This is a genomic window from Streptomyces sp. NPDC043853, assembly GCF_056436025.1.
Genome location: NZ_JBWKDJ010000015.1, coordinates 118,994 through 139,064, shown reverse-complemented (window position 1 = coordinate 139,064; position 20,071 = coordinate 118,994). Strand labels below are relative to the sequence as shown.

The window sequence follows — 20,071 nt, the reverse complement described above, 5'->3', positions numbered from 1 at the left end:
ATGAACACGGACATCCACATATCGGCCACGCACCCCTCGGCCGCGGGCAGTCTCACGGACGGCCTGTGGGAGCGGCTCACCGGTCTCCAGGCGGCGCCCCCGCAGTGGCTGGTCCTGCTGACCGCGGCGGCCGCACTGGCCTTCGTCCTGCCGCACCCGCTGTGGCGGCTGTCCCGGAACGCGATCACCATCGCCCACGAGGGCGGCCACGGCCTGGTGGCGGTCCTGACCGGACGGCGACTTGACGGGATCAGGCTGCACTCCGACACCAGCGGGCTGACCGTGAGCCGGGGCCGGCCCACCGGGATCGGGATGATCCTGACGGCGGCCGCCGGGTACACCGCGCCCTCGCTGCTGGGCCTGGGCGGTGCCTGGCTGCTGTCCGCGCACCGGATCACCCTGCTGTTGTGGGTGGCCACCGCGCTGCTTCTGGTGATGCTGGTGATGATCCGGAACGCGTACGGGGCGCTGACCGTGATCCTGTCCGGCGGGGCCTTCGTGCTGGTGTCCTGGCTGGCCCCGGCCGGGGTGCAGGCGGCGTTCGCGTACGCGGCGGTGTGGTTCCTGCTGCTGGGCGGGGTCCGGCCGGTGTTCGAGCTGCAGGGCAAGCGGAGGCACGGCGGCGCCCCTGATTCCGACGCCGACCAGCTGTCCCGGCTGACGAACGTGCCGGCCGCGCTGTGGCTGTTCCTGTTCCACGCGGTGTCGCTGAGCTCGCTGATCGGCGGCGGGCGCTGGCTGCTCGGCCTCTGAGACGGCCCGGCCGCGGGGCGAGGCGGCGGGCGTGCAACAACTAAAGTAAGGGCCATGACCCAGACCCCCGCGCTTCCCGCCCTCTGGCCCGCCCCGCTCGCGGACGGTGCCGTCCGCGCCACCGTCACCGTGCCGGGGTCGAAGTCCGTGACCAACCGCGCGCTGGTGCTGGCCGCACTGGCCGCCGAGCCCGGCTGGGTGCGCCGGCCGCTGCGCTCCCGCGACTCCCAGCTGATGTCGGACGCGCTGCGCGCGATGGGTGTGGGCATCGAGGAGACCGTCTCCTCCAGCTCCGGGGCGGGCGCCGGGTCCGGCGAGGCCTGGCGGGTCATCCCGGCCGCGCTGCACGGCCCGGCCACCGTGGACGTCGGCAACGCCGGAACGGTCATGCGCTTCCTCCCGCCGGTGGCCACGCTGGCCGCCGGTGACATCCGGTTCGACGGCGACCCCCGTTCGTACGAGCGCCCGCTGGGCCAGGTCATCACGGCGCTGCGGGCCCTCGGCGCCCGGATCGACGACGAAGGCCGCGGCGCCCTGCCGATGACGGTGCACGGCGGCGGGGCGCTGGAGGGCGGCACGGTCGAGATCGACGCCTCCAACTCCTCCCAGTTCGTCTCCGCGCTGCTGCTCTCCGCCCCCCGGTTCAACCAGGGCGTCGAGGTGCGGCACGTGGGCGGCAACCTGCCGTCGCTGCCGCACATCCGGATGACGGTGGAGATGCTGCGGGCCGCGGGCGCCCAGGTGGACACCCCGGAGGCCGGCGGCGAGAAGGACGTGTGGCGGGTGGCGCCGGGCGCGCTGCTGGGCCGCGACATGGTGGTCGAGCCCGACCTGTCCAACGCGCAGCCGTTCCTGGCCGCCGCGATGATCACCGGCGGTACGGTCACCGTCCCGGACTGGCCGCGCCGCACCACACAGCCGGGTGACGAGCTGCGCCGGATCTTCACCGAGATGGGCGGTTCCTGCGAGCTGACCGACGCGGGCCTGGTCTTCACCGGCACCGGTGCGATCCACGGCATCGACGTGGACCTCAGCGAGGTCGGCGAGCTGACCCCGGGCATCGCGGCGGTGGCGGCGCTGGCCGACTCCCCGTCCACCCTGCGCGGGGTGGCCCACCTGCGGCTGCACGAGACGGACCGGCTGGCGGCCCTCACCAAGGAGATCAACGAGCTCGGCGGCGACGTCACCGAGACGGCGGACGGCCTGCACATCCGGCCGCGGAAGCTGCACGGCGGGATCTTCCACACCTACGACGACCACCGGATGGCCACCGCGGGCGCGGTGATCGGCCTGGCGGTGCCGGGTGTGGAGATCGAGAACGTGGCCACCACGGCGAAGACCCTGCCGGACTTCCCGAAGATGTGGGCGAACATGCTGTCGGGAGCCGGGGAGTAACACCATGCGCCGGTACGGGAAGCACACCGACGAGGACGACATCCGGGCCCGCCCCAACCCCAAGGGGAACCGGCCCCGGACGAACATCCGGCCCAAGCACGAGGACGCGGCCGAGGGGTTCGTCCTCACGGTCGACCGCGGCCGGCTGACCTGCCTGGTCGACGACCGCCCGATCACCGCGATGAAGGCCCGCGAGCTGGGCCGGAAGGCGGCGGTGGTGGGCGACCGGGTGTCGCTGGTCGGCGACCTGTCCGGCAAGAAGGACACCCTGGCGCGGATCGTCCGGATCCAGGAGCGCTCCTCGGTGCTCCGGCGCACCGCGGACGACGACGACCCGTACGAGCGGGTGGTCGTCGCCAACGCCGACCAGCTGGCCATCGTGACGGCGCTGGCCGATCCGGAGCCGCGGCCACGGATGATCGACCGCTGTCTGGTGGCGGCGTACGACGCCGGGCTGGAGCCGCTGCTGGTGCTGACCAAGTCGGACCTGGCGCCGGCCGACAAGCTGCTGGAGACCTACTCCACGCTGGGCCTGAACTACGTGGTCACCAACCGCGATGAGCTGGAGAACGGGGACGCGGCGGACCGGGTGCGGGAGCGCCTGGCGGGCCGGATCACCGCCTTCGTCGGCCACTCCGGCGTGGGCAAGACCACCCTGGTGAACTCGCTGGTGGCGGCGGACCGGCGGCGGGCCACCGGCCGCGTCAACGCGGTCACCGGCCGCGGCCGGCACACCACCACCTCGGCGCTGGCGCTGCCGCTGCCGGGCGAGGACGGCTGGGTGATCGACACCCCGGGCGTGCGCTCCTTCGGCCTGCACCACGTGGACCCGTCCCGGGTGATCCTGGCCTTCCCCGACCTGGTGGACGGTACGGAGGGCTGCCCGCGGGCGTGCAGCCACGACGAGCAGGACTGCGCCCTGGACGCCTGGGTGGCCGAGGGGCACGCGGAGCCGGCGCGGCTGGACTCGCTGCGGCGGCTGCTGGCGACGCGGGAGCGGCGCGAAGGGGACTGACCGTCCCCGGACATCGACCACGCCCGGGGCCGTCCACGTCCGGGGCATCGGCCACGCCCGGGGCCGCCCACGTCCGGGGCATCGGCCACGCCCGGGCGCCGATCGTCCAGCGGAATCGATCGCCCGGGGACACGGACCGCCGGAGCACGTTTGCCGGGCGGCATGTCTGGTAAATGCATAATCGCACCAAGTGGCGCGCGGCCGGACCGTCCGTGTCACATGACGCGGGGAGGCATTTCGACATGGCCTGGCTGCTCGTGGTGGTCGCGGGGCTCCTGGAGACGGGCTTCGCGGTCTGTCTGAAGCTGTCCCACGGTTTCACCCGGCTGTGGCCGACGATCGCCTTCGCCTGCTTCGCGCTCGGCAGCTTCGGCCTGCTCACCCTGGCGCTCCGGAAGCTGGACGTGGGCCCCGCGTACGCGGTGTGGACGGGTATCGGTGCGGCCGGCACGGCGATCTACGGCATGGTCTTCCTGGGCGACCTGGTCTCCACCCTCAAGATCGTCTCGATCACCCTGGTCATCGTGGGCGTCATCGGTCTCCAGCTCTCGGGTTCCTCCCACTGACTCGACCCCCGCGGACGCCCGCGCCATCCCGACGGCCCTGCCGCAGCCCCGAGGGGAGCCGGGCCGGAGCCCCGGTTCCGGAGAGCGGAGGGGAGGGGCGAGGCGGGACGGGACGGGACGGGACGGGGGAAACGGCCCGCGCGGCGGCTACGCCCCCGGCAGCTCGCGCAGCCCGTCCGCCGGCGCGACCACGTAGGAGAGCGCGAGCCGTACGGCGAGCTCGCAGTGCTCGGCCGTGATCCCGGCCGGCCCCAGCACGGCCACGGCCCGGTCCCGTACCGCCCGCACCAGCTCGGACGGCGCCACCGTCGCGCGGCCGGCCGGCAGGCCCGGCGGCCAGGCGCCGGTGAGCAGTGCCCGGACCAGCGGATGCGCACCGGCCGCCCGCACGGTCCAGTCCGCCACCGCGGCCAGCCGCGCCGCGCCCGGGGCGGGCCCGGCCAGCGCCCGGTCCACGCCCGCCAGGTACCGGTCGGACTCCCGCCGGACCAGGGCCCGCCCGAGCCCGGCCTTGCCGCCGAACTCGTTGTAGAGGGTCTGCCGGGACACCCCGGCCGCGAGCGCCACGTCCACCATCCGCACGGCCGGCCAGGGCCGTGCGGCCAGCGCCGCTCCGGCCGCCTCCAGCAAGGACTCCCGCGCTGCCGGCATCGCGCCTCCCGCACGCCTCCGCTCGCCGGCCGCCCGGGGGCCGCCGGCCTTCGGGACAGGGTTGACGGAGCCTGACGAGGTGTCAAGACGGCCCGTGTGGTCCGGCCGGAACGGTGCCGATAATGTTCGGCCATGCCCGAGTATGACGATGACCTCCGCCTTGCCCACGCCCTTGCCGACGCCGCCGACGCGGTCACCATGGCCCGCTTCAAGGCCCTGGACCTCAAGGTGGAGACCAAGCCGGACATGACCCCGGTCAGCGAGGCCGACACCGCCACGGAGGCGGCCGTCCGCCGGCTGATCGAGGAGGCGCGGCCGCAGGACGCGATCCTCGGCGAGGAGTACGGGCTGGTGGGCGAGGGCCCCCGGCGCTGGGTGATCGACCCGATCGACGGCACCAAGAACTACGTCCGCGGGGTGCCGGTCTGGGCCACGTTGATCTCACTGATGGAGGCGGACGAGAACGGCGTGTTCCGGCCGGTCGTCGGCGTGGTGTCCGCGCCGGCCCTGGGCCGCCGGTGGTGGGCCAGCGAGGGCGGGGGCGCGTACGCGGGCGGCAGCCTCGCCGACGAGACCCGGATCGGCGTCTCCAAGGTGGCCTCGCTCGCCGACGCCTCGTTCGCCTACTCATCGCTGAGCGGCTGGGAGGAGCAGGGCCGGCTGCCCGGCTTCCTGGACCTCACCCGAGCCTGCTGGCGGACCCGCGCCTACGGCGATTTCTGGCCGTACATGATGGTCGCCGAGGGCGCACTGGACCTGTGCGCCGAGCCCGAGCTGAACCTGTGGGACATGGCCGCCATCGCGGTGGTGGTACAGGAGGCCGGCGGCCGGTTCACCAGCCTGGACGGGGTGGACGGGGTGCACGGCGGGAACGCGGCGGGCTCCAACGGGCTGCTCCACGAGGCCATGCTGACCCACCTGCGGCCGAGCGCCTGAGACACGCCCGGGCGCGCCGCCCGTCACTCCGACGGATGCGCTGCGCGCCCTCTTGATGACCCTGGGTGCCCGTGGGAATCTGAGAATCCTCCGCTTGTGCGCTTGTGAATCCGTTCTCTAGGCGGAACGGGCTCCGGGCGCTCCGCCCGAGCGGGGATTCTCGCCCCTGGAGGTGGCTCTCTTGCTCGTCCGTGACGCCATGAGCACCGTGATCCTCACCCTCGGACCCGCCCACACCATCCGCCAGGCCGCCGGCCTGATGTCCGGCCGGCGCGTCGGCGCAGCCGTCGTCCTCGACCCCGACCACAGCGGCATCGGCATCCTGACCGAGCGCGACATCCTCAACTCGATCGGCGCGGGGCACGACCCCGACCTGGAGACCGTCAGCGCGCACACCACCAACAACGTGGTGTTCTGCACCCCGGACGCCACCCTTCAGGAAGCCGCCGAGGCCATGGCCGTCGGCGGCTTCCGGCATCTGATCGTGCTGGAGCACGGCGGCGCGGTCGGCATCGTCTCGGTCCGCGACATCATCCGCTGCTGGGTCCGGACCGGGCGCGGCGCGATGGCCGCGTAGGCGGCGGGAGCCGTGGGGCCGGACCTGCGCACGGGGCCCGGTCCCACCGCTCTCGGCGGGAAGCCAGGCGGTTTCCGGCCACTGTTACCCTGGGGCCCATGAGTGACCTGCTGGAACGGCTTCGCGGACGCGGCTGGCGCATGACGGCGCAGCGGCGCGTCGTGGCCGAGGTGCTCGACGGTGACCACGTACACCTGACGGCCGACGAGGTGCATGCACGCGCGGTGGACAGGCTGCCCGAGATCTCTCGAGCCACCGTCTACAACACCTTGGGCGAGCTCGTGTCCCTCGGCGAGGTCCTGGAGGTCTCCACGGACCGCCGCGCCAAGCGGTACGACCCCAACGCCCACCGGCCGCACCAGCACCTGGTCTGCGCGCGGTGCGGCGCCATCCGCGACGTCCACCCGACCGGCAACCCCCTGGCGGACCTGCCCGCCTCGGAGCGCTTCGGCTTCACGCTCGAAGGCGTGGAGGTCACCTACCGCGGCATCTGCCCCACCTGCGCCGGAGCCTAGGGCGGTGGACGGTGGGCCTTCGGGCCCACACCGGCCCGGCCACGCGCCTCCGCACACGCATCCCGGATACACCGAAGGGCCCGGATCCATTGGATCCGGGCCCTTCGGCATCAGTAGCGGGGACAGGATTTGAACCTGCGACCTCTGGGTTATGAGCCCAGCGAGCTACCGAGCTGCTCCACCCCGCGTCGGTGAACCCCACGTTACGTCAAAGCCCCCGAGCAGCGCAAATCGCTTAACGGTGCGGTGCCGCGCGACCGCCGGCTACGCGGACAGCTCCTCCGCGAGGGCCTCGCGGAGCTTCGCCGCGCGCTGCGAGACCTCCGCCGGGCCCAGCTCCATGGCACGGGCGCACCACTTCTGGCCTTCCGCGAGGTCGCCGTGGCGTGCGGCCAGCAGGCCCAGGCGCAGCGCGGCCCGGCCGTGGCCGGCCACGGCCGCCCGGGTCCACCACAGCGCCGCCTCCGGCTCGCTGCCCTCCCTGGCCAGCAGCAGCCCGAGGTTGAACGCGCCGTTGCGGGAGCCGGCCTCCGCCGCCTCCCGGTACCAGCGCGCGGCCACGCCCAGCTCGCCCCGGCCCGCGGCCAGCATGCCGACCCGGACCTGGGCGCGCCGGTGGCCGTGCTCGGCGGCCCGCTCGTACCATTCCTCGCTCTCCGTCTTCGCCGCCGCGGCCGGAGCGCCCAGCGCGGGCGGCTCCGGTGGCGGTGCCAGCGACTCCAGCAGCGAGGCCAGCCGGAACGCGGCCTCGGCGCTGCCGCCCCCGGCGGCGCAGCGCAGGTGCCGTTCGGCGGCCCGCTCCTCCCCGTCCCGGACCAGGGCGATGCCGACCTGGAGGGCGGCGTCGGTGTGGCCGGCCGCGGCGGCCCGCTCGTACCACTTCAGCGCCGTCCGGTCGTCGTCCCGGCTGGCGAACAGGATGCCCAGGTTGAAGGCGGCGTCCACGCTCCCCGCCTCGGCGGCCTTGGAGAACCACGGCTCGGCGCCGGCCGCGTCGCCGCCCTGGAGCAGCAGGATGGCCAGCGCGTTGGCCGCCTCGCGGTGGCCCGCGTAGGCCGCCCGCCGGTAGAACTGCTCCGCCTGGGCGGTGCGGTCCTGCGCGGCGCACAGCAGGGCCAGGTTGTACGCCCCGTTGTGGTCCCCGGCGTCCATCGCGGCCCGGTACCACTTCTCCGCGGTCTGGGTCTCGCCGCGCGCCGCGTGCAGCGCGCCCAGCGCGTTGGCCGCGTTGCCGTCGCCGTCCTGGGCGGCCCGCAGCCACCAGGTGGCCGCGCTCTCCTCGTCCCCGGCGTCCCGCAGCAGGAAGCCCAGGGCGCAGGCGGCCCGGGCCTCGCCCTGCTTGGCGGAGGTCAGGTACCAGCGCCCGGCCTCCTTGAGCTCGCCGCGCGCCTCCAGCAGGATGCCCAGGTGCAGGGCGGCCCGGCGGTGGCCCCGGGCGGCGGCCTGCCGGTACCACTGCTCGGCCTCGGCGCGCTCGCGGCGGCGCAGGATCCGGGCCAGCCGGTAGGCGGCCTCGCGATGCCCCTGCTCGGCGGCCTGCCGGTACCAGCGCTCGGCGCCGTCGTGGCCCCGGTGCTCCAGTACGTCGGCCAGGCCGTACGCGCCGAGCGCGTGGCCGGATTCCGCCGCCTGCCGCAGCCAGTACTCGGCGGCCGGCTCGTCTCCGCGCTCGCGGTAGTGCCGGCCGAGGGCGTGGGCGGCGGGGGCCGACCCGGCGACGGCGGCGACCCGCCACCAGCCGGCGGCCTCCTCGGGGTAGCCGCGCTGGAGGAGCAGGACGCCGAGGTTGTTGGCGGCGGCGCGGTCGCCGGCGGCGGTGGCCCCGCGCAGGTACGGCTCGGCGCCGTCCAGGTCCCCGCGGCGCAGCAGGAGTGCGCCGAGCACGCTCATGGCGCCCGGGTCCCCCTGGTCGGCGGGGCCGCGGTGCCGGGCCTCCAGCTCGACGTCGTCGCTCGGGACTTCGGTCTCGGTCTCGGCGAACGCGTCGGCCGACGTCCCGGCCGCGGTCGGCGCAGCGGTCGGTGCAGCGGTCGGTGCAGCCGTCCCCGCCGTGGTCTCCGCAGTGGTCAGTGCGGTCCCCGTGCCCTGCTCTGCCGGGTGTGCCGTCCCGGTCGCTTCCGTGCCCTCTTCGGTCTCCGCCCGCACAAACCGCCCTGTCTCCAGCAGAGTTGACCTGTCCCCCATAAATCCCATCGTCGCATCACCTGCTACCCGCGTACACCTGGTATGTCGCAGCCAGTAAGGTCACTTCAGCGTTTTGTCGACATGCCCACAGTTGGACAAGTCAAACACGCGCAACCCCCAACTCACCCCCGTGGACACGAGGATGTCCACGGATGTACATGGATGTACACGACGAAGGCCCGGATCCCATGGATCCGGGCCTTCATCTTCAGTAGCGGGGACAGGATTTGAACCTGCGACCTCTGGGTTATGAGCCCAGCGAGCTACCGAGCTGCTCCACCCCGCGTCGGTGAAACAACAGTACCACGACGCGGAACGGAAGCCGGACGGCGGGCCCCGGCGACGGGGCCCGCCGCCCCGGTCAGCCTCCCGACGGGGGTGCCGGTGCCGGTGTCGGCGGCAGCTTGGCCTCCGCGTCGATCGCCCGCTGCAGCGCCGCCTTCAGTTCGTCCTGCGCCTTGCCGTAGGCCGCCCAGTCGCCGTCCTGCCGCGCCTTGTCGGCCGCCTCGATGGCCTTCTGCGCGTCGGCCAGGGCCGCCTTGACCGTCGGGTCCTGCGGGGTGGTGACCGGCGGCTTCTGCGTGCCGTCGCCCGGCTGGGTCTCCGGCGGGATCGGCGTGGTCGGCGCCGACGCCCCGAAGACCACGTCCAGCGCCTTCTCCAGCGTGTTCTCGAAGGCCGTCTGCTTCCCGTAGGTGACCAGGACCTTCTTCAGCAGCGGGTACTTCAGGCCGCCGCCGCGGACGTACACCGGCTCGACGTAGAGCATGCCCTTGTCCAGCGGCACCGCGAGCAGGTTGCCGTACTCCACCTGCGAGTCGCCCCGGCTCAGGATGTTGATCTCCTGGGCGATCTCCGGCTTGGAGTTGAACTGCGCCTGCACCAGCTTGGGCCCGTCCACCGGGTTGGCGGTGGGCAGCTTCAGCAGTCTGATCTTGCCGTAGTCGGGGGTTCCCGGGTCGGCGTTGACCGCCATGAAGGCGCTCAGGTTGTCACGGCCGTTCGGCGTGAACGTCGTGGTGAGCGAGAAGACCTGGTTCGGCTCCTTCTGGTTCGGCATCTTCAGGGAGAGGTAGTACGGCGGGACCGCGTTCCCCTCCTTGTTGGTCGGGTCGTCCGGGACGGCCCAGACCTCGCTGCCGCTGAGGAAGGTCTGCGGGTCGGTGACGTGGTAGCGGGTGAGGAGCTCGCGCTGCACCTTGAAGAGGTCCTGCGGGTAACGCAGGTGATCCATCAGGGCCGGCGGGATGTCCTTCTTGTCCTTGACCGTCTTGGGGAACGCCTTCATCCAGGTCTTGAGGACCGGGTCCTGGGTGTCCCACTGGTAGAGCTTCACCGTGCCGTCGTAGGCGTCGACGGTGGCCTTCACCGAGTTGCGGATGTAGTTGACCTGGTTCTCCTGCGCGACCACCGCGCGCTGGGAGTCGGTCAGCGAGTCCGCCGTGGTGTCGCCGAGGGTGGTGCGCGAGGCGTAGGGGTAGCCGTTGCTCGTGGTGTAGGCGTCCACGATCCACTGGACCCGGCCGTCGATCACGGCCGGGTAGGCCGCTCCGTCGATGGTCAGCCAGGGGGCGACGGCCTCGACCCGCTCCTTGGGCGTGCGGTTGTAGAGGATCTTCGAACCCTCGCCGATCGCGCCCGAGTAGAGGATCTGCGGCTCGCTGAAGGCCAGGGCGTAGGCGGCCCGGTTGAGCGGGTTGCCCAGGCTCACACCGCTGTCGCCCTGGTAGGTGGTCTCCTTCTCGCCCTTGTCGTCGGCGTAGTCGAGCTCCTTCTGCGGGCCTCCGACGATGGAGTACTGCTTGGTCTGCTCGCCGTAGTAGATCCGCTGCTCGTAGGTGCCCAGGTCGCCCTTGGCGGGGAGGCCGGACTCGGTGAACAGGGGCGTGCCGTCCGTGTTCACCTGGGTGCCCTTGGCGGCGACCACGCCGAAGCCGTGCGTGTAACGGAAGTGGTCGTTGATCCAGTTGTTCTTGGGGATGCCCGCGAGGTTCAGCTCGCGCAGGCCGACCACCGTGTCCTGGCCCTTGTACCGGTCCACCGCCAGGGTGGACGGGAAGCCGTAGTAGCCCTTGTTCTGCTGGAGCTGCTGGAAGGCCGGGGAGACGATGTTCGGGTCGAGCAGCCGGACGCTCGCCGTGGTGTTGGCGTCCTGGCGGGCCTTGGCCTTGTCCGCCTTCGCGTCCGGGACGCCCGGGTAGTCCTGGACGTCCGTCCGGTCGATGCCGTACGCGTCACGCGTCGCCGCGATGTTCTTCTGGACGTACGGCGACTCCTTGGCCTGCTCGTTCGGCTGGACCTGGAACTTCTGCACGATCGCCGGGTACAGCCCACCGATCAGGATCGCGGAGAGGACCATCAGGCCGAAGCCGATCACCGGCAGCTGCCAGGTACGGCGCCACAGCGTCGCGAAGAACAGCGCGGCGCAGATCGCGGCGATGCAGAAGAGGATCGTCTTGGCCGGGAGGTAGGCGTTGGCGTCCACGTACCGCAGGCCGGTCCAGTTGTCCGAGGCCTTGAAGTCGCTGGACTTCACGGCGAGGCCGTACCGGTCCAGCCAGTACGCGACCGCCTTGAGCGAGACGAAGAGGCCGAGCAGCACCGACAGGTGGCCGGTGGCCGCGGCGGTGGCCCGGGCGCCCGGGCTGGTCACCCGCAGGCCGCCGTACAGGTAGTGCACCACGGCGGCGGCGATCAGCGACAGCACCACGGCGGCGAAGCCGAAGCCCAGCAGGAAGCGGTACCAGGGCAGGTCGAAGGCGTAGAAGGACACGTCCAGGTTGAACTGGGGGTCCTTCTTCCCGAACGGCACGCCGTTGACGTACATCAGCCAGGTCTTCCACTGGCCGGCCGCGGAAGCGCCCGCGATCAGGCCGACCAGCACCGAGATGCCCAGGAGCAGCCACCGCTTGTACGGGGCGATGCTCATCCGGTACCGGTCGAGGCTCTGCTGCTCCATGGACATCGCGGCCAGCGGCGGCCGGAGCCGGTGGGCCAGCCAGATGTTCAGCCCGACCGCGCCCGCCATCAGGAGGCCGAAGACGGCGAACAGGCCGATCTTGGTCCACAGCGTGGTCGTGAACACCGTCGAGTAGTTCACCGAGCGGAACCAGAGCCAGTCGGTCCAGAAGCCCGCGAACATGATGAAGAGCATGGCCAGGACGGCCAGAACGCCCAGGGTCATGAGGAGAGTGCGGGCACGCCGGGACGGGCGGCCGACTCTGATCCGTGGCCCGGAGGGGCCTCCGCCGCGGTCCGGCATCTGGAAAGCCAAGGTGCGCACCTCGAAAGTCGCTGTGTCTCGTGTCGGCCCCTGATGGTAGGGCCCACTCTTGCAACTCACTGAGGGTTTGGTCAGTTCCCGGTATGGGGGTGGAAGGAGGCAGGATGTTGCCATGTCCAACGTTTCACCCTCCTCCGGGGGCGCACCGATGGCGGCCAGCCCGCTGACCCGCGCCTGCCTGGAAATCGACGAATACGCCGCCGGTCTCGGCTGGGACCAGCCGGCCCGCCTGTTCGCCCTGGTCGACACCGCCAGGCTGCGCTCCTCGGAGCCGCGGCTGGCCTCTCAGCTGGGGCTCGACACCGATGACGCCGGCAAGGCCCAGCTCACTCCGATCGAGCAGCACGAGCTGCCGGCCGGGACGCCCCTGGACAAGTTCCTGGGGACGGTCGCCTGGCCCGACGCGGTGGCCGGCTGCGCGCTGACCGTGGAGCGGCTGATGCTGCCGCCGTCCGCGGAGGCCACCGTGCCCAGCGGCATGAACGAGAAGCAGCTGGCCAAGTGGGTGGCCGGTCACCCGGAGCGGCAGGAGGTCCGGCTGACCGTGGCCGTGCTGCGGGACGGCTCGCGCGAGTCGGCCGTACGGCTGCGGGAGAAGGACGCGGCGAGCGAGGTGCTGACCGGGGCCGGGCTGGTGCCGGGCCTGGCGGAGGCGCTGGCGGCGACCTTCTCCTGAGCCGGCCGGCCCGCCCCCGGCGGGCCCGGGGGCTCGGGGGCTCCGGGGCCGCCGGGGGCGCGGCCGTCCGCTGCTCCGCGGTGCGGCCCGGCTGCTCCGCGGTGCAGCTCGGCTACTTCGCGGTGCAGCTCGGCTACTTCGCGGTGCAGCTCGGCAGGGGGGACGTGTCCCCCTTGCTGATCTTCTCCAGTGCCTTGTAGGCGTCGTCGATGGTGTTGACCTTGACCAGGGTCAGGCCCTCGGGCACCTGCTTCACGGCGGAGGCGCAGTTGTCGGCCGGGGTCAGGAAGTACCGGGCGCCGGCCGCCCGGGCGCCGATGGTCTTCATCTGGATGCCGCCGATCGGGCCGACCTTGCCCTCGTCGTCGATGGTGCCGGTGCCGGCGATGAACTTCCCGCCCGTGAGGTCCTGCGGGGTCAGCTTGTCGATGATGCCCAGGGCGAACATCAGACCGGCGCTCGGGCCGCCGACGTCGGCGAGCTTGATGTCGATGCTGAACGGGAAGGTGTGGTCGGTCTCGGCGCGGATGCCGACGATGGCGTGGCCGTCGCCCTCGGCGGCCGCGGTGGTCAGGGCCACCTTCTCGCCGCCCTGGGGCTCCTTGCCGGCCTTCTCCGCGGCGGCGGCCTCCTTGGCCGGGATGATCGTGAACTCGACCTTCTCCCCGGCCTTGTGCTTGGTGACCAGCTTGGCCACGTCGCCAGGGGCCTTCACCGCGACGCCGTCCACGGCCTTGACCACGTCTCCGGCGTGCAGCTTGCCCTCGGCCGGGCTGTCCTTGACCACGGTGAAGACGGCCACGCGGGCGGTGACCGGAATGCCCAGCTGCTTGAGTGCCGCGACCTTGGCGCTTTCCTGCGACTGGCTGAATTCCTCGGCGTTCTCCTGCGTGGACTGCTCTTCCGTCTTGCCGTTCGGGTAGAGGTTCTCGTGGGGGACGACGATGTTGTCGCCCGCCAGCCAGCCGTACACCGCCTCCAGCAGGCTCATGTCGTAGTCCGCGCCGGTGACGCGGACCGTGGTCATGTTGAGGTGGCCGGCGGTCGGGTAGGTCTTGCGCCCGGAGATCTGGAGGACCGCCTCGCCACCGTGCTCGCCCAGCGTGTTCACCGTCGGGCCCGGGCTCATCTCGGAGTACGGGACCTTGATGAAGACCCACGCGCAGAGCAGCGCGAACAGCATGAGCGTGGAGGCGAGCATCGTCGCAGTGCGGCGTGGCATGGAACGACAGTACGGGAAGGGCCGCGGGCGCGACCCCCGGGGCCGGTCCGTACGGGGCTGCACGAGCCGGTACGCGGCCCGTCAGACGGACGCGGAGTCGGAGACGGGCGCCGTGGCGGCCGGGGATCCGGCCCCCGTCCGCTCCCGCTCGGCCCGGTCCATGGCCTCGCGGAACCGCGCGTAGCCCGCGAGCTCGGATATGTCACCGGCCGTACGGTCACGGGCCGCCCAGCGGCCCCAGACGGCCGCGCCTATTGCGGCGACGAACGGAATCAGCAACCACGCCAGTGACGCCATTCCGAGCCTCCCTACCCCGAGATCGAGCTGTTGGTGATTGCAACGCTCGGGCCCGGGGCCGGGTTACGCAAATCGAGGGCGTGTTGCGCGTCCGAACGGGCGACCGGCGAGCCCGTTCGGACGACCGGGTTGGCGCCCTCGGGCGACCCGGTGGGCGCGCTCGGGCGACCCGGCGGGCCCGCTCAGCAGGCGCCGACCCACTCCTCGGTGCCGTCGGAGAAGGTCTGGTGCTTCCAGATCGGAACCTCGTGCTTGAGGTCGTCGATCAGCATCCGGCAGGCCTCGAACGCCTCCCCGCGGTGCGGGCAGGAAACCGCCACGATGACGGCGAGGTCGCCGACGTTGAGATCGCCGATGCGGTGCACGGCCGCCAGGGCTCGGACCGGGTACTTGGCTACGACCCGCTCCGCGACGCGGCGGATCTCCGCCTCCGCGGTCGGGTGGCAGGAGTAGCCGAGCGCCTCGACGTCGGCCCCTCCGTCGTGGTTGCGCACCGTGCCCACGAACAGGGTGGTCCCGCCCGTGGAGTCGTCGCCGACGGCCCGGAAGACCTCGTCGAGCGAGAGCGGGGTCTCACGGATCTCGATGAGCCGGATGGGGTCCGCGGCGGCTTGCTCGCCGGGGTGATCGAAATGCGCTGCCATAGCTTCCATCGTGCCCTACGCCGCAGACGCGGCGGAATACCCCGATCACCCGTCCGGCGTCCCCCGGCTTGGGAGCCTCCTACAGCGAAAACCAGCCCGACCAGGCCGTCCGGTGCGGGCAGGCGTCCGATTCCCCACCCCGCTGCGGGCGGGCCTTCCCTCCCCCGGGTGTGGGCAGGCGTCCCGCAGGGCGATGTGGGTCCCCCTGCTCGAGCGAAGCCGAGAGCTCGGGGGTGGGGGTCCCCCCGGACGGAGTCTGGGGGAGGTGGGCACACCGGCGCAGCCCCGCTGAGGGCACCGGTCGGCCTGTGCCGCAGCGCGGCTCCGGGCCCGGGACCCGCGAGGGCACCGGATCGCCCGCGCCCCGGCGGGGCCCCGCCTCGGGCGCAGCCGTCCCCGCGGACCGGGCGGGCCGCACTGGCCGACGTACGAGACCGGACCGGACCGGAGGTCAAATACCCCGGCGCCGCCGCGCTCGCCGGACCACCGCCGCGGCGCCCAGCAGCGCGACCGTCGCTCCCGCCGCCCCCGCCGCCGTCGCGTCCTTGCGGCCGAGCCGGCGGCCCGCCACCGTGTGCCGCCCCGCCACCTCCTGCAGCAGCTCGGCGAGCACCTCCTCGTTCGTCCAGCGCGGCCGCCACCCCGCCGCGTGCAGCCGGCTGACGCTGACCACCCACGGGTGCATGGTGTACGCGAGGTCCCCGGCCGGGGAGGGCGTCAGGCCGATCCGGTGCAGCCGCGCCGCGGCCCCCAGGGCCACCGCGGAGGGGAGCTCCATGCGGCGGATGCCGCTCAGCTCCTCCACCTCCTCCTGTTCCAGCCAGCCCTCGCAGCCGACCGCCAGCTCGCCCTCGACCTTCTCCAGCGCCGCGTACTCCAGCGCCGACACCAGGTCCTCGACGTGGCAGAACTGCCACATCGGCCGGGATCCGGCGACGACCAGCAGCCGCGGCGACTCGAAGTAGCGGGTCAGGGCCGTGTCCGTGCCGCCGACCAGGACCGCGGGGCGTACCACGGTCACGTTCAGTCCGGGGTGCGCGCGGGGGGCGCGGCGGCCGAGGCGTTCGATCTCCAGCAGGTCGCCGACGCCCGTCGCCTCCGCGGTGGCCCGGAGCTCGGAGTCCTCCGACAGCGGCACGTCATTGTCCGGCAGCGCCCCGTAGACCATCGCCGAGGTGCACAGCACCACCCGCCGCACGCCGGCCGCGGCCGCGGCGGTCAGCACGGTCTGGGTGCCGCGCACGTTGTACGCCGTACGGGCCGCGGAGTCGGTCTCCAGGTCCAGGTCCAGAGCGAGGTGGACCACCACGTCCGCGCCGCGGAGCTTGTCGGCGATCGCCGGGTCCCGGACGTCCAGCACGTGCCACTGGGCGGCGGCGCAGTCGCCGCGTCGCTCGTCGATCGCCACGACCTGCTTGACCTCGTCCGAGGCGGCGAGCCGGGCGACCAGCGCGGCGCCGACGCCTCCGGCGGCGCCGGTCACGGCGACGACGGGACCGCGCACGGCCTGGTTTCGCGGGCGGCGAACACCGTCGGCGGCCTCGGCCAGGGCGTCGGCCCGGGCGGCCGGGGCGGCCTGTCCGGGCCGGTCTTCGCCGTCCTGCGGCGCTCGAACCTGCGGATCTGGGGAACTCACCGGGCGTCTCCAGCGGTTGTCTTCAGTAGGTAGGCGTCCTGACGCGTACCTACCAGGTGACGTCCATCCTGCCGCAGCCCAGCAGTGGGCGGAGCACCGAGCCCGGAAGCGGGTGTGGTGTCTACGCTGGGTGGTGTTGTCGGGACCATTGCCCGCCGGCGCGTGCCGGCGGCCCTACGAGCCGAGGAAACCCGTGAGTGACACCCCATTCGGATTCGGCCTTCCGCCGGAGGAGCCGGAGGACGGCGACGAGGGCAAGCAGAAGGGCCGGCCCAATCCGTTCGGGTTCGGCGGGGCCGGCATGCCGGGCGGCACGGACAATCCGTTCGCCGCGATGTTCGGCGCCATGAACCCGAACGACCTGGGGGCCGCGTTCCAGCAGCTGGGGCAGATGCTCAGCTACGAGGGCGGCCCGGTGAACTGGGACATGGCCAAGGACGTGGCCCGGCGGACGGTGTCCGCGGGCACGGCCGACGGCGTCAAGGACCGCAGCGTCGGCATTGCCGAGAAGGCGGCCGTCGAGGAGGCCCTGCGGCTGGCGGACCTGTGGCTGGACGGCGTGACCTCGCTGCCGTCGGGTGCCGGCACGGCCGTGGCGTGGAGCCGCGCCGAGTGGGTCGAGGCGACCCTGCCGGTGTGGAAGGAGCTCGTCGACCCGGTCGCCGAGCGGGTCGGCGCGGCCATGGGGCAGGTGCTGCCCGAGGAGATGCAGGCGATGGCGGGCCCGCTGCTCGGCATGATGCGCTCCATGGGCGGGGCGATGTTCGGCCAGCAGATCGGACAGGCCGTGGGCGTGCTCGCGGGCGAGGTGGTCGGTTCGACCGATGTCGGCCTGCCGCTGGGTCCGGCCGGGAAGGCCGCGCTGCTCCCGCTGAACATCGAGTCCTTCGGCAAGGACCTGGGCATCGGGTCCGACGAGGTCCGGTTGTACCTGGCGCTGCGCGAGGCGGCGCACGCCCGCCTGTTCGCGCACGTGCCGTGGCTGCGGTCGCACCTGTTCGGTGCGGTCGAGGGCTACGCGCGTGGGATCAAGGTGGACACCTCCAAGCTGGAGGACGTGGTCGGCCAGCTCGACCCGTCGAACCCGGAGCAGCTGCAGGAGGCGCTGCAGGGCGGCATGTTCCAGCCGCAGGACACCCCCGAGCAGAAGGCCGCCCTGGCCCGGCTGGAGACGGCGCTCGCGCTGGTCGAGGGCTGGGTGGACGCGGTCGTGCACGAGGCTGCGAAGCCCCGTCTGACCTCGGCGGACGCGCTGCGCGAGATGCTGCGCCGGCGGCGTGCCACCGGCGGTCCGGCGGAGCAGACCTTCGCCACGCTGATCGGCCTGGAGCTGCGTCCGCGCCGGCTGCGGGACGCCTCGCGGCTGTGGGCCTCGCTCTCCGACGCGCGCGGGATGGACGGCCGGGACGCACTGTGGGAGCACCCGGACATGCTGCCGACCGCCTCCGACCTGGACGACCCGGACGGCTTCGTGCACCGCGAGCAGCTCGACTTCTCCGAGATCGACAAGATGCTCGGTGAGGCCGCGCAGAAGCGGGATGCCCAGCACGAGGGCGGCGCGGACGAGGGCGGCGCGGGCGAGGCCGGCACGGAAGGCACGGACGGCGACAAGGGCAAGGGCGACGGCGCGAAGTGAGTCTGCACGAGGACGCGGTGCTGGTGCTGAAGGGGTACGAGCACCAGCCCGAGCTGAGGGACGTGTACCTGGAGCACCTGTCGGAGCACCCGGACGGCGTCTACAAGCCCTGCGGGGCGGGGCACGTCACCGGCAGTGCGCTGGTGATCGACCCTTCGGGCGGGCGGGTGCTGCTGACATTGCACAAGAAGCTGGGCATGTGGCTGCAGATGGGCGGGCACTGCGAGCCCGGTGACGCGACGCTGGCGGACGTGGCGCTGCGCGAGGCGCGCGAGGAGTCCGGCATCGGGTCCGGGCTGACGCTGCTGCCGGGCGGTCCGGTGCGGCTGGACCGGCATCCGATCCCGGCGCCCTGCAACTGGCACCTGGACGTGCAGTACGCGGTGCTGGCCCCGACCGGGGCGGTCGCGGAGATCAGCGAGGAGTCGCTGGACCTGCGCTGGTTCGCCTACGACGAGGTGGCGGACGTGGCGGACGCGTCGGTGGTCCGTCTGCTGGAGGCGACCCGCGCCCGGTTGTGACGCGGGCTGCCCGCGGCGGAGCGGGAGAAGCGGACGGGCGGTCCGGCAGCGTGCTGCCGGACCGCCCTTCGCTTGCCCCGGATCCGCCGTGTGGGGAATCCGCTGTGTGGGTTCTCCCCCGCGGAGCCGTCAGGCTCGGCTGCCGCCGAGGGAGTTGCCGCGCATGCCGAAGCCGAGCACGCCGCCGCGCAGGTGGGTCGGCGGCAGCAGCTCGCTGGGCTGGATCAGGACGTGGCCCTCCCCCTGGAACTGCATCTCCCAGCCTTCGCCGGTGGCGCCGCGGCGGCGCCAGACCCCGGAGGTGGAGGTGGGGGCCTGCAGCTGGGTGCGCAGGGAGGTGGACCAGGCGATGACGGCGTCGGCGTCCGCGCAGATGTTCTTGCCCGGGCCGACCTCCAGGACCAGCGGCTCGCCGGAGGTGAGCAGGGCGACCTGTCCGGCTCCGCTGAGTTCGAGGTTGTAGGCGCCGGCCGAGGCGATCTCGACGGCGCTGTCGATGGCGACGATGCCGACGCCGAGGGTGGAGTCGAAGGCGAGCACGTACTTGCTGTCGACGGTCAGGCCGCGGCCGACCTCCATGACGTGGATGTGCTGGGCGAAGTTGGCCAGGTAGACCTGGCCGTCGCCCTTGCACTTCATCAGTTCGAGGCCTTCGCCGGTCATCTGCCGGACGTTGCGCCAGCTGTTGTTGCGGTACTGGCTCTGGAAGTCGATCTGGCCCTCGAAGGCGACCATGGCGCCCTGGCGGGCGAGGACGGCCCCGCTGCCCTGGTTGACGTCGACCTTGAGCAGCTGCGGGTTCTGCAGGGTGTAGCGGCCGGTGGACTGCACCGGAACGTGGGCGAAGAGTGTGCTGTGCATGGTGACTCGGTGCTCCTCTCAGCCCCGGATCTTGAATCGGTCGCCGGTGTCCTCGCTGGGCTGGACGATCACGAAGCCCTGTCCCTTGAAGCCGATCTGCAGGGCTTCGCCGCTGCCCCGGCCGATCAGCGCGCTCGCCTTGACGGTGCGGCGGGCCTTGAGGTCGAGGCCGGTGGTCCAGCCGATCAGCGCGTCGGGGTCGACGTAGGTCTCGCGCTCGGCGCAGTTCAGGACGGTGGGGACGCCGCGGCTGACCAGGGCGACCCAGCCGGTGCCCCGGATGACCAGGTTGGTGAGGCCGGAGCCGGACAGCTTGGCCAGGCCCTTGACCGGCTCGATGGCCAGCTGGAGGGTGGCGTCGCAGGCCAGCAGGGTGGCCCCGTTGACGGAGAGCGCCTCGTCGGCGAGGTGGACGACGAGGACGTCCGCGCCGTAGTCGGCGAGGAAGAGGTCTCCGTCGCCCTGGCAGAGCATCAGTCTGCCGCCCTCGCCGGTGACCATTTCCTCGGCCGAGCGGCGCAGGCTCGCGGGTGCCCCGTGGAACCCCACGTAGCCGTCGTAGGCGATCATCGAGCCGGCCTTGGCGATCAGGTCCTGGCCGGTCACCATGGTGACCTTGAGGGTCTTGGCGTTGTGGACGGCCATCCGGACGCCGGTGGCGGCGGGGCGGTACGTGCCCAGGGTCTGCGTGTCCATCACTGCC

Annotated in this window: 19 protein-coding genes and 2 tRNA genes; 10 read left to right on the top strand and 11 right to left on the bottom strand. The window is 72.7% G+C overall.

Features of this window, described 5'->3' with window-relative positions; genetic code table 11:
- From AC067U_RS31020 to AC067U_RS31005, 4 genes are all read left to right on the top strand, one after another.
- A complete protein-coding gene (locus tag AC067U_RS31020) occupies window positions 1–753 on the top strand; it encodes a M50 family metallopeptidase (protein ID WP_478833137.1) in 753 nt (250 codons plus the stop codon).
- 54 nt (window positions 754–807) lie between these two features.
- On the top strand, window positions 808–2,148 hold the full coding sequence (gene aroA, locus AC067U_RS31015) for a 3-phosphoshikimate 1-carboxyvinyltransferase (protein ID WP_478833136.1): 1,341 nt from the start codon (window positions 808–810) through the stop codon (window positions 2,146–2,148).
- Window positions 2,149–2,152: 4 nt separating this feature from the next.
- Window positions 2,153–3,163, top strand: coding sequence for a ribosome small subunit-dependent GTPase A (rsgA, locus tag AC067U_RS31010; RefSeq protein ID WP_478833135.1), 1,011 nt, complete (start codon window positions 2,153–2,155; stop codon window positions 3,161–3,163).
- Window positions 3,164–3,405: 242 nt separating this feature from the next.
- Window positions 3,406–3,729, top strand: a complete 324-nt coding sequence (locus AC067U_RS31005) for a DMT family transporter (protein ID WP_478833134.1) — start codon at window positions 3,406–3,408, stop codon at window positions 3,727–3,729.
- Between the two features lie 147 nt (window positions 3,730–3,876).
- Here the strand turns inward: AC067U_RS31005 and AC067U_RS31000 are convergent, their stop codons facing one another.
- Window positions 3,877–4,380: a TetR/AcrR family transcriptional regulator gene (locus AC067U_RS31000; RefSeq protein ID WP_478833133.1), complete on the bottom strand. Its 504-nt coding sequence runs from the start codon at window positions 4,378–4,380 to the stop codon at window positions 3,877–3,879.
- Between the two features lie 132 nt (window positions 4,381–4,512).
- Here AC067U_RS31000 and hisN point away from each other — a divergent pair, with 132 nt between their 5' ends.
- The 3 genes from hisN to AC067U_RS30985 all read left to right on the top strand — a co-directional run bounded on the left by hisN (window position 4,513) and on the right by AC067U_RS30985 (window position 6,408).
- Window positions 4,513–5,316 (top strand): histidinol-phosphatase, encoded by an 804-nt coding sequence (gene hisN / locus AC067U_RS30995; protein WP_478833132.1) that lies wholly within the window; start codon window positions 4,513–4,515, stop codon window positions 5,314–5,316.
- A 181-nt stretch (window positions 5,317–5,497) separates the two neighbouring features.
- Window positions 5,498–5,893: a CBS domain-containing protein gene (locus tag AC067U_RS30990; protein ID WP_478833131.1), complete on the top strand. Its 396-nt coding sequence runs from the start codon at window positions 5,498–5,500 to the stop codon at window positions 5,891–5,893.
- A gap of 98 nt (window positions 5,894–5,991) precedes the next feature.
- Window positions 5,992–6,408: a Fur family transcriptional regulator gene (locus tag AC067U_RS30985; RefSeq protein WP_478833130.1), complete on the top strand. Its 417-nt coding sequence runs from the start codon at window positions 5,992–5,994 to the stop codon at window positions 6,406–6,408.
- A gap of 114 nt (window positions 6,409–6,522) precedes the next feature.
- Here AC067U_RS30985 and AC067U_RS30980 read toward each other — a convergent pair.
- The 4 genes from AC067U_RS30980 to AC067U_RS30965 form a co-directional block, all read right to left on the bottom strand.
- Window positions 6,523–6,596: transfer RNA gene (locus AC067U_RS30980), tRNA-Met, on the bottom strand.
- 76 nt (window positions 6,597–6,672) lie between these two features.
- A complete protein-coding gene (locus AC067U_RS30975) occupies window positions 6,673–8,592 on the bottom strand; it encodes an SEL1-like repeat protein (protein WP_478833129.1) in 1,920 nt (639 codons plus the stop codon).
- Window positions 8,593–8,804: 212 nt separating this feature from the next.
- A tRNA-Met gene (locus AC067U_RS30970) sits at window positions 8,805–8,878 on the bottom strand.
- A gap of 75 nt (window positions 8,879–8,953) precedes the next feature.
- Window positions 8,954–11,854, bottom strand: coding sequence for a UPF0182 family membrane protein (locus tag AC067U_RS30965; protein ID WP_478833183.1), 2,901 nt, complete (start codon window positions 11,852–11,854; stop codon window positions 8,954–8,956).
- A 133-nt stretch (window positions 11,855–11,987) separates the two neighbouring features.
- Here AC067U_RS30965 and AC067U_RS30960 point away from each other — a divergent pair, with 133 nt between their 5' ends.
- Window positions 11,988–12,551, top strand: a complete 564-nt coding sequence (locus AC067U_RS30960) for a PPA1309 family protein (protein ID WP_478833128.1) — start codon at window positions 11,988–11,990, stop codon at window positions 12,549–12,551.
- Between the two features lie 133 nt (window positions 12,552–12,684).
- On the opposite strand, the gene AC067U_RS30955 is transcribed toward AC067U_RS30960, so the two are convergent.
- From AC067U_RS30955 to AC067U_RS30940, 4 genes are all read right to left on the bottom strand, one after another.
- Complete coding sequence (locus AC067U_RS30955; protein ID WP_478833127.1) at window positions 12,685–13,773, bottom strand: YlbL family protein; 1,089 nt, start codon at window positions 13,771–13,773, stop codon at window positions 12,685–12,687.
- An 81-nt stretch (window positions 13,774–13,854) separates the two neighbouring features.
- A complete protein-coding gene (locus tag AC067U_RS30950; RefSeq protein WP_478833126.1) occupies window positions 13,855–14,070 on the bottom strand; it encodes a hypothetical protein in 216 nt (71 codons plus the stop codon).
- 182 nt (window positions 14,071–14,252) lie between these two features.
- Window positions 14,253–14,714, bottom strand: a complete 462-nt coding sequence (locus AC067U_RS30945; RefSeq protein WP_478833125.1) for a molybdenum cofactor biosynthesis protein MoaE — start codon at window positions 14,712–14,714, stop codon at window positions 14,253–14,255.
- 451 nt (window positions 14,715–15,165) lie between these two features.
- Window positions 15,166–16,350 (bottom strand): SDR family oxidoreductase, encoded by a 1,185-nt coding sequence (locus AC067U_RS30940; RefSeq protein ID WP_478833124.1) that lies wholly within the window; start codon window positions 16,348–16,350, stop codon window positions 15,166–15,168.
- A 193-nt stretch (window positions 16,351–16,543) separates the two neighbouring features.
- On the opposite strand from AC067U_RS30940, the gene AC067U_RS30935 reads away from it, so the two are divergent.
- Together AC067U_RS30935 and AC067U_RS30930 are read left to right on the top strand one after the other, a co-directional pair.
- Window positions 16,544–17,986 (top strand): zinc-dependent metalloprotease, encoded by a 1,443-nt coding sequence (locus AC067U_RS30935; RefSeq protein ID WP_478833123.1) that lies wholly within the window; start codon window positions 16,544–16,546, stop codon window positions 17,984–17,986.
- A complete protein-coding gene (locus AC067U_RS30930; RefSeq protein WP_478833122.1) occupies window positions 17,983–18,507 on the top strand; it encodes an NUDIX hydrolase in 525 nt (174 codons plus the stop codon). The genes AC067U_RS30935 and AC067U_RS30930 overlap by 4 nt, the downstream gene beginning before the upstream one ends.
- A 129-nt stretch (window positions 18,508–18,636) precedes the next feature.
- On the opposite strand, the gene AC067U_RS30925 is transcribed toward AC067U_RS30930, so the two are convergent.
- Window positions 18,637–19,368, bottom strand: coding sequence for an AIM24 family protein (locus tag AC067U_RS30925; RefSeq protein ID WP_478833121.1), 732 nt, complete (start codon window positions 19,366–19,368; stop codon window positions 18,637–18,639).
- A gap of 18 nt (window positions 19,369–19,386) precedes the next feature.
- The gene (locus AC067U_RS30920; protein WP_478833120.1) at window positions 19,387–20,064 is read right to left on the bottom strand and encodes an AIM24 family protein; all 678 of its coding nucleotides are present in this window, start codon (window positions 20,062–20,064) and stop codon (window positions 19,387–19,389) included.
- Window positions 20,065–20,071: the final 7 nt, after the last annotated feature.

Excerpts from the sequence above, each read along its gene's own strand:
- hisN (WP_478833132.1), top strand. The coding sequence starts at position 4,513 with ATGCCCGAGTATGACGATGACCTCCGCCTTGCCCACGCCCTTGCCGAC.
- AC067U_RS30950 (WP_478833126.1), bottom strand. The coding sequence starts at position 14,070 with ATGGCGTCACTGGCGTGGTTGCTGATTCCGTTCGTCGCCGCAATAGGC.
- AC067U_RS31000 (WP_478833133.1), bottom strand. The coding sequence starts at position 4,380 with ATGCCGGCAGCGCGGGAGTCCTTGCTGGAGGCGGCCGGAGCGGCGCTG.
- AC067U_RS31005 (WP_478833134.1), top strand. The coding sequence starts at position 3,406 with ATGGCCTGGCTGCTCGTGGTGGTCGCGGGGCTCCTGGAGACGGGCTTC.
- AC067U_RS31020 (WP_478833137.1), top strand. The coding sequence starts at position 1 with ATGAACACGGACATCCACATATCGGCCACGCACCCCTCGGCCGCGGGC.
- aroA (WP_478833136.1), top strand. The coding sequence starts at position 808 with ATGACCCAGACCCCCGCGCTTCCCGCCCTCTGGCCCGCCCCGCTCGCG.
- AC067U_RS30965 (WP_478833183.1), bottom strand. The coding sequence starts at position 11,854 with ATGCCGGACCGCGGCGGAGGCCCCTCCGGGCCACGGATCAGAGTCGGC.
- AC067U_RS30945 (WP_478833125.1), bottom strand. The coding sequence starts at position 14,714 with ATGGCAGCGCATTTCGATCACCCCGGCGAGCAAGCCGCCGCGGACCCC.
- AC067U_RS30960 (WP_478833128.1), top strand. The coding sequence starts at position 11,988 with ATGTCCAACGTTTCACCCTCCTCCGGGGGCGCACCGATGGCGGCCAGC.
- AC067U_RS30955 (WP_478833127.1), bottom strand. The coding sequence starts at position 13,773 with ATGCCACGCCGCACTGCGACGATGCTCGCCTCCACGCTCATGCTGTTC.
- rsgA (WP_478833135.1), top strand. The coding sequence starts at position 2,153 with ATGCGCCGGTACGGGAAGCACACCGACGAGGACGACATCCGGGCCCGC.
- AC067U_RS30925 (WP_478833121.1), bottom strand. The coding sequence starts at position 19,368 with ATGCACAGCACACTCTTCGCCCACGTTCCGGTGCAGTCCACCGGCCGC.
- AC067U_RS30985 (WP_478833130.1), top strand. The coding sequence starts at position 5,992 with ATGAGTGACCTGCTGGAACGGCTTCGCGGACGCGGCTGGCGCATGACG.
- AC067U_RS30975 (WP_478833129.1), bottom strand. The coding sequence starts at position 8,592 with ATGGGGGACAGGTCAACTCTGCTGGAGACAGGGCGGTTTGTGCGGGCG.
- AC067U_RS30920 (WP_478833120.1), bottom strand. The coding sequence starts at position 20,064 with ATGGACACGCAGACCCTGGGCACGTACCGCCCCGCCGCCACCGGCGTC.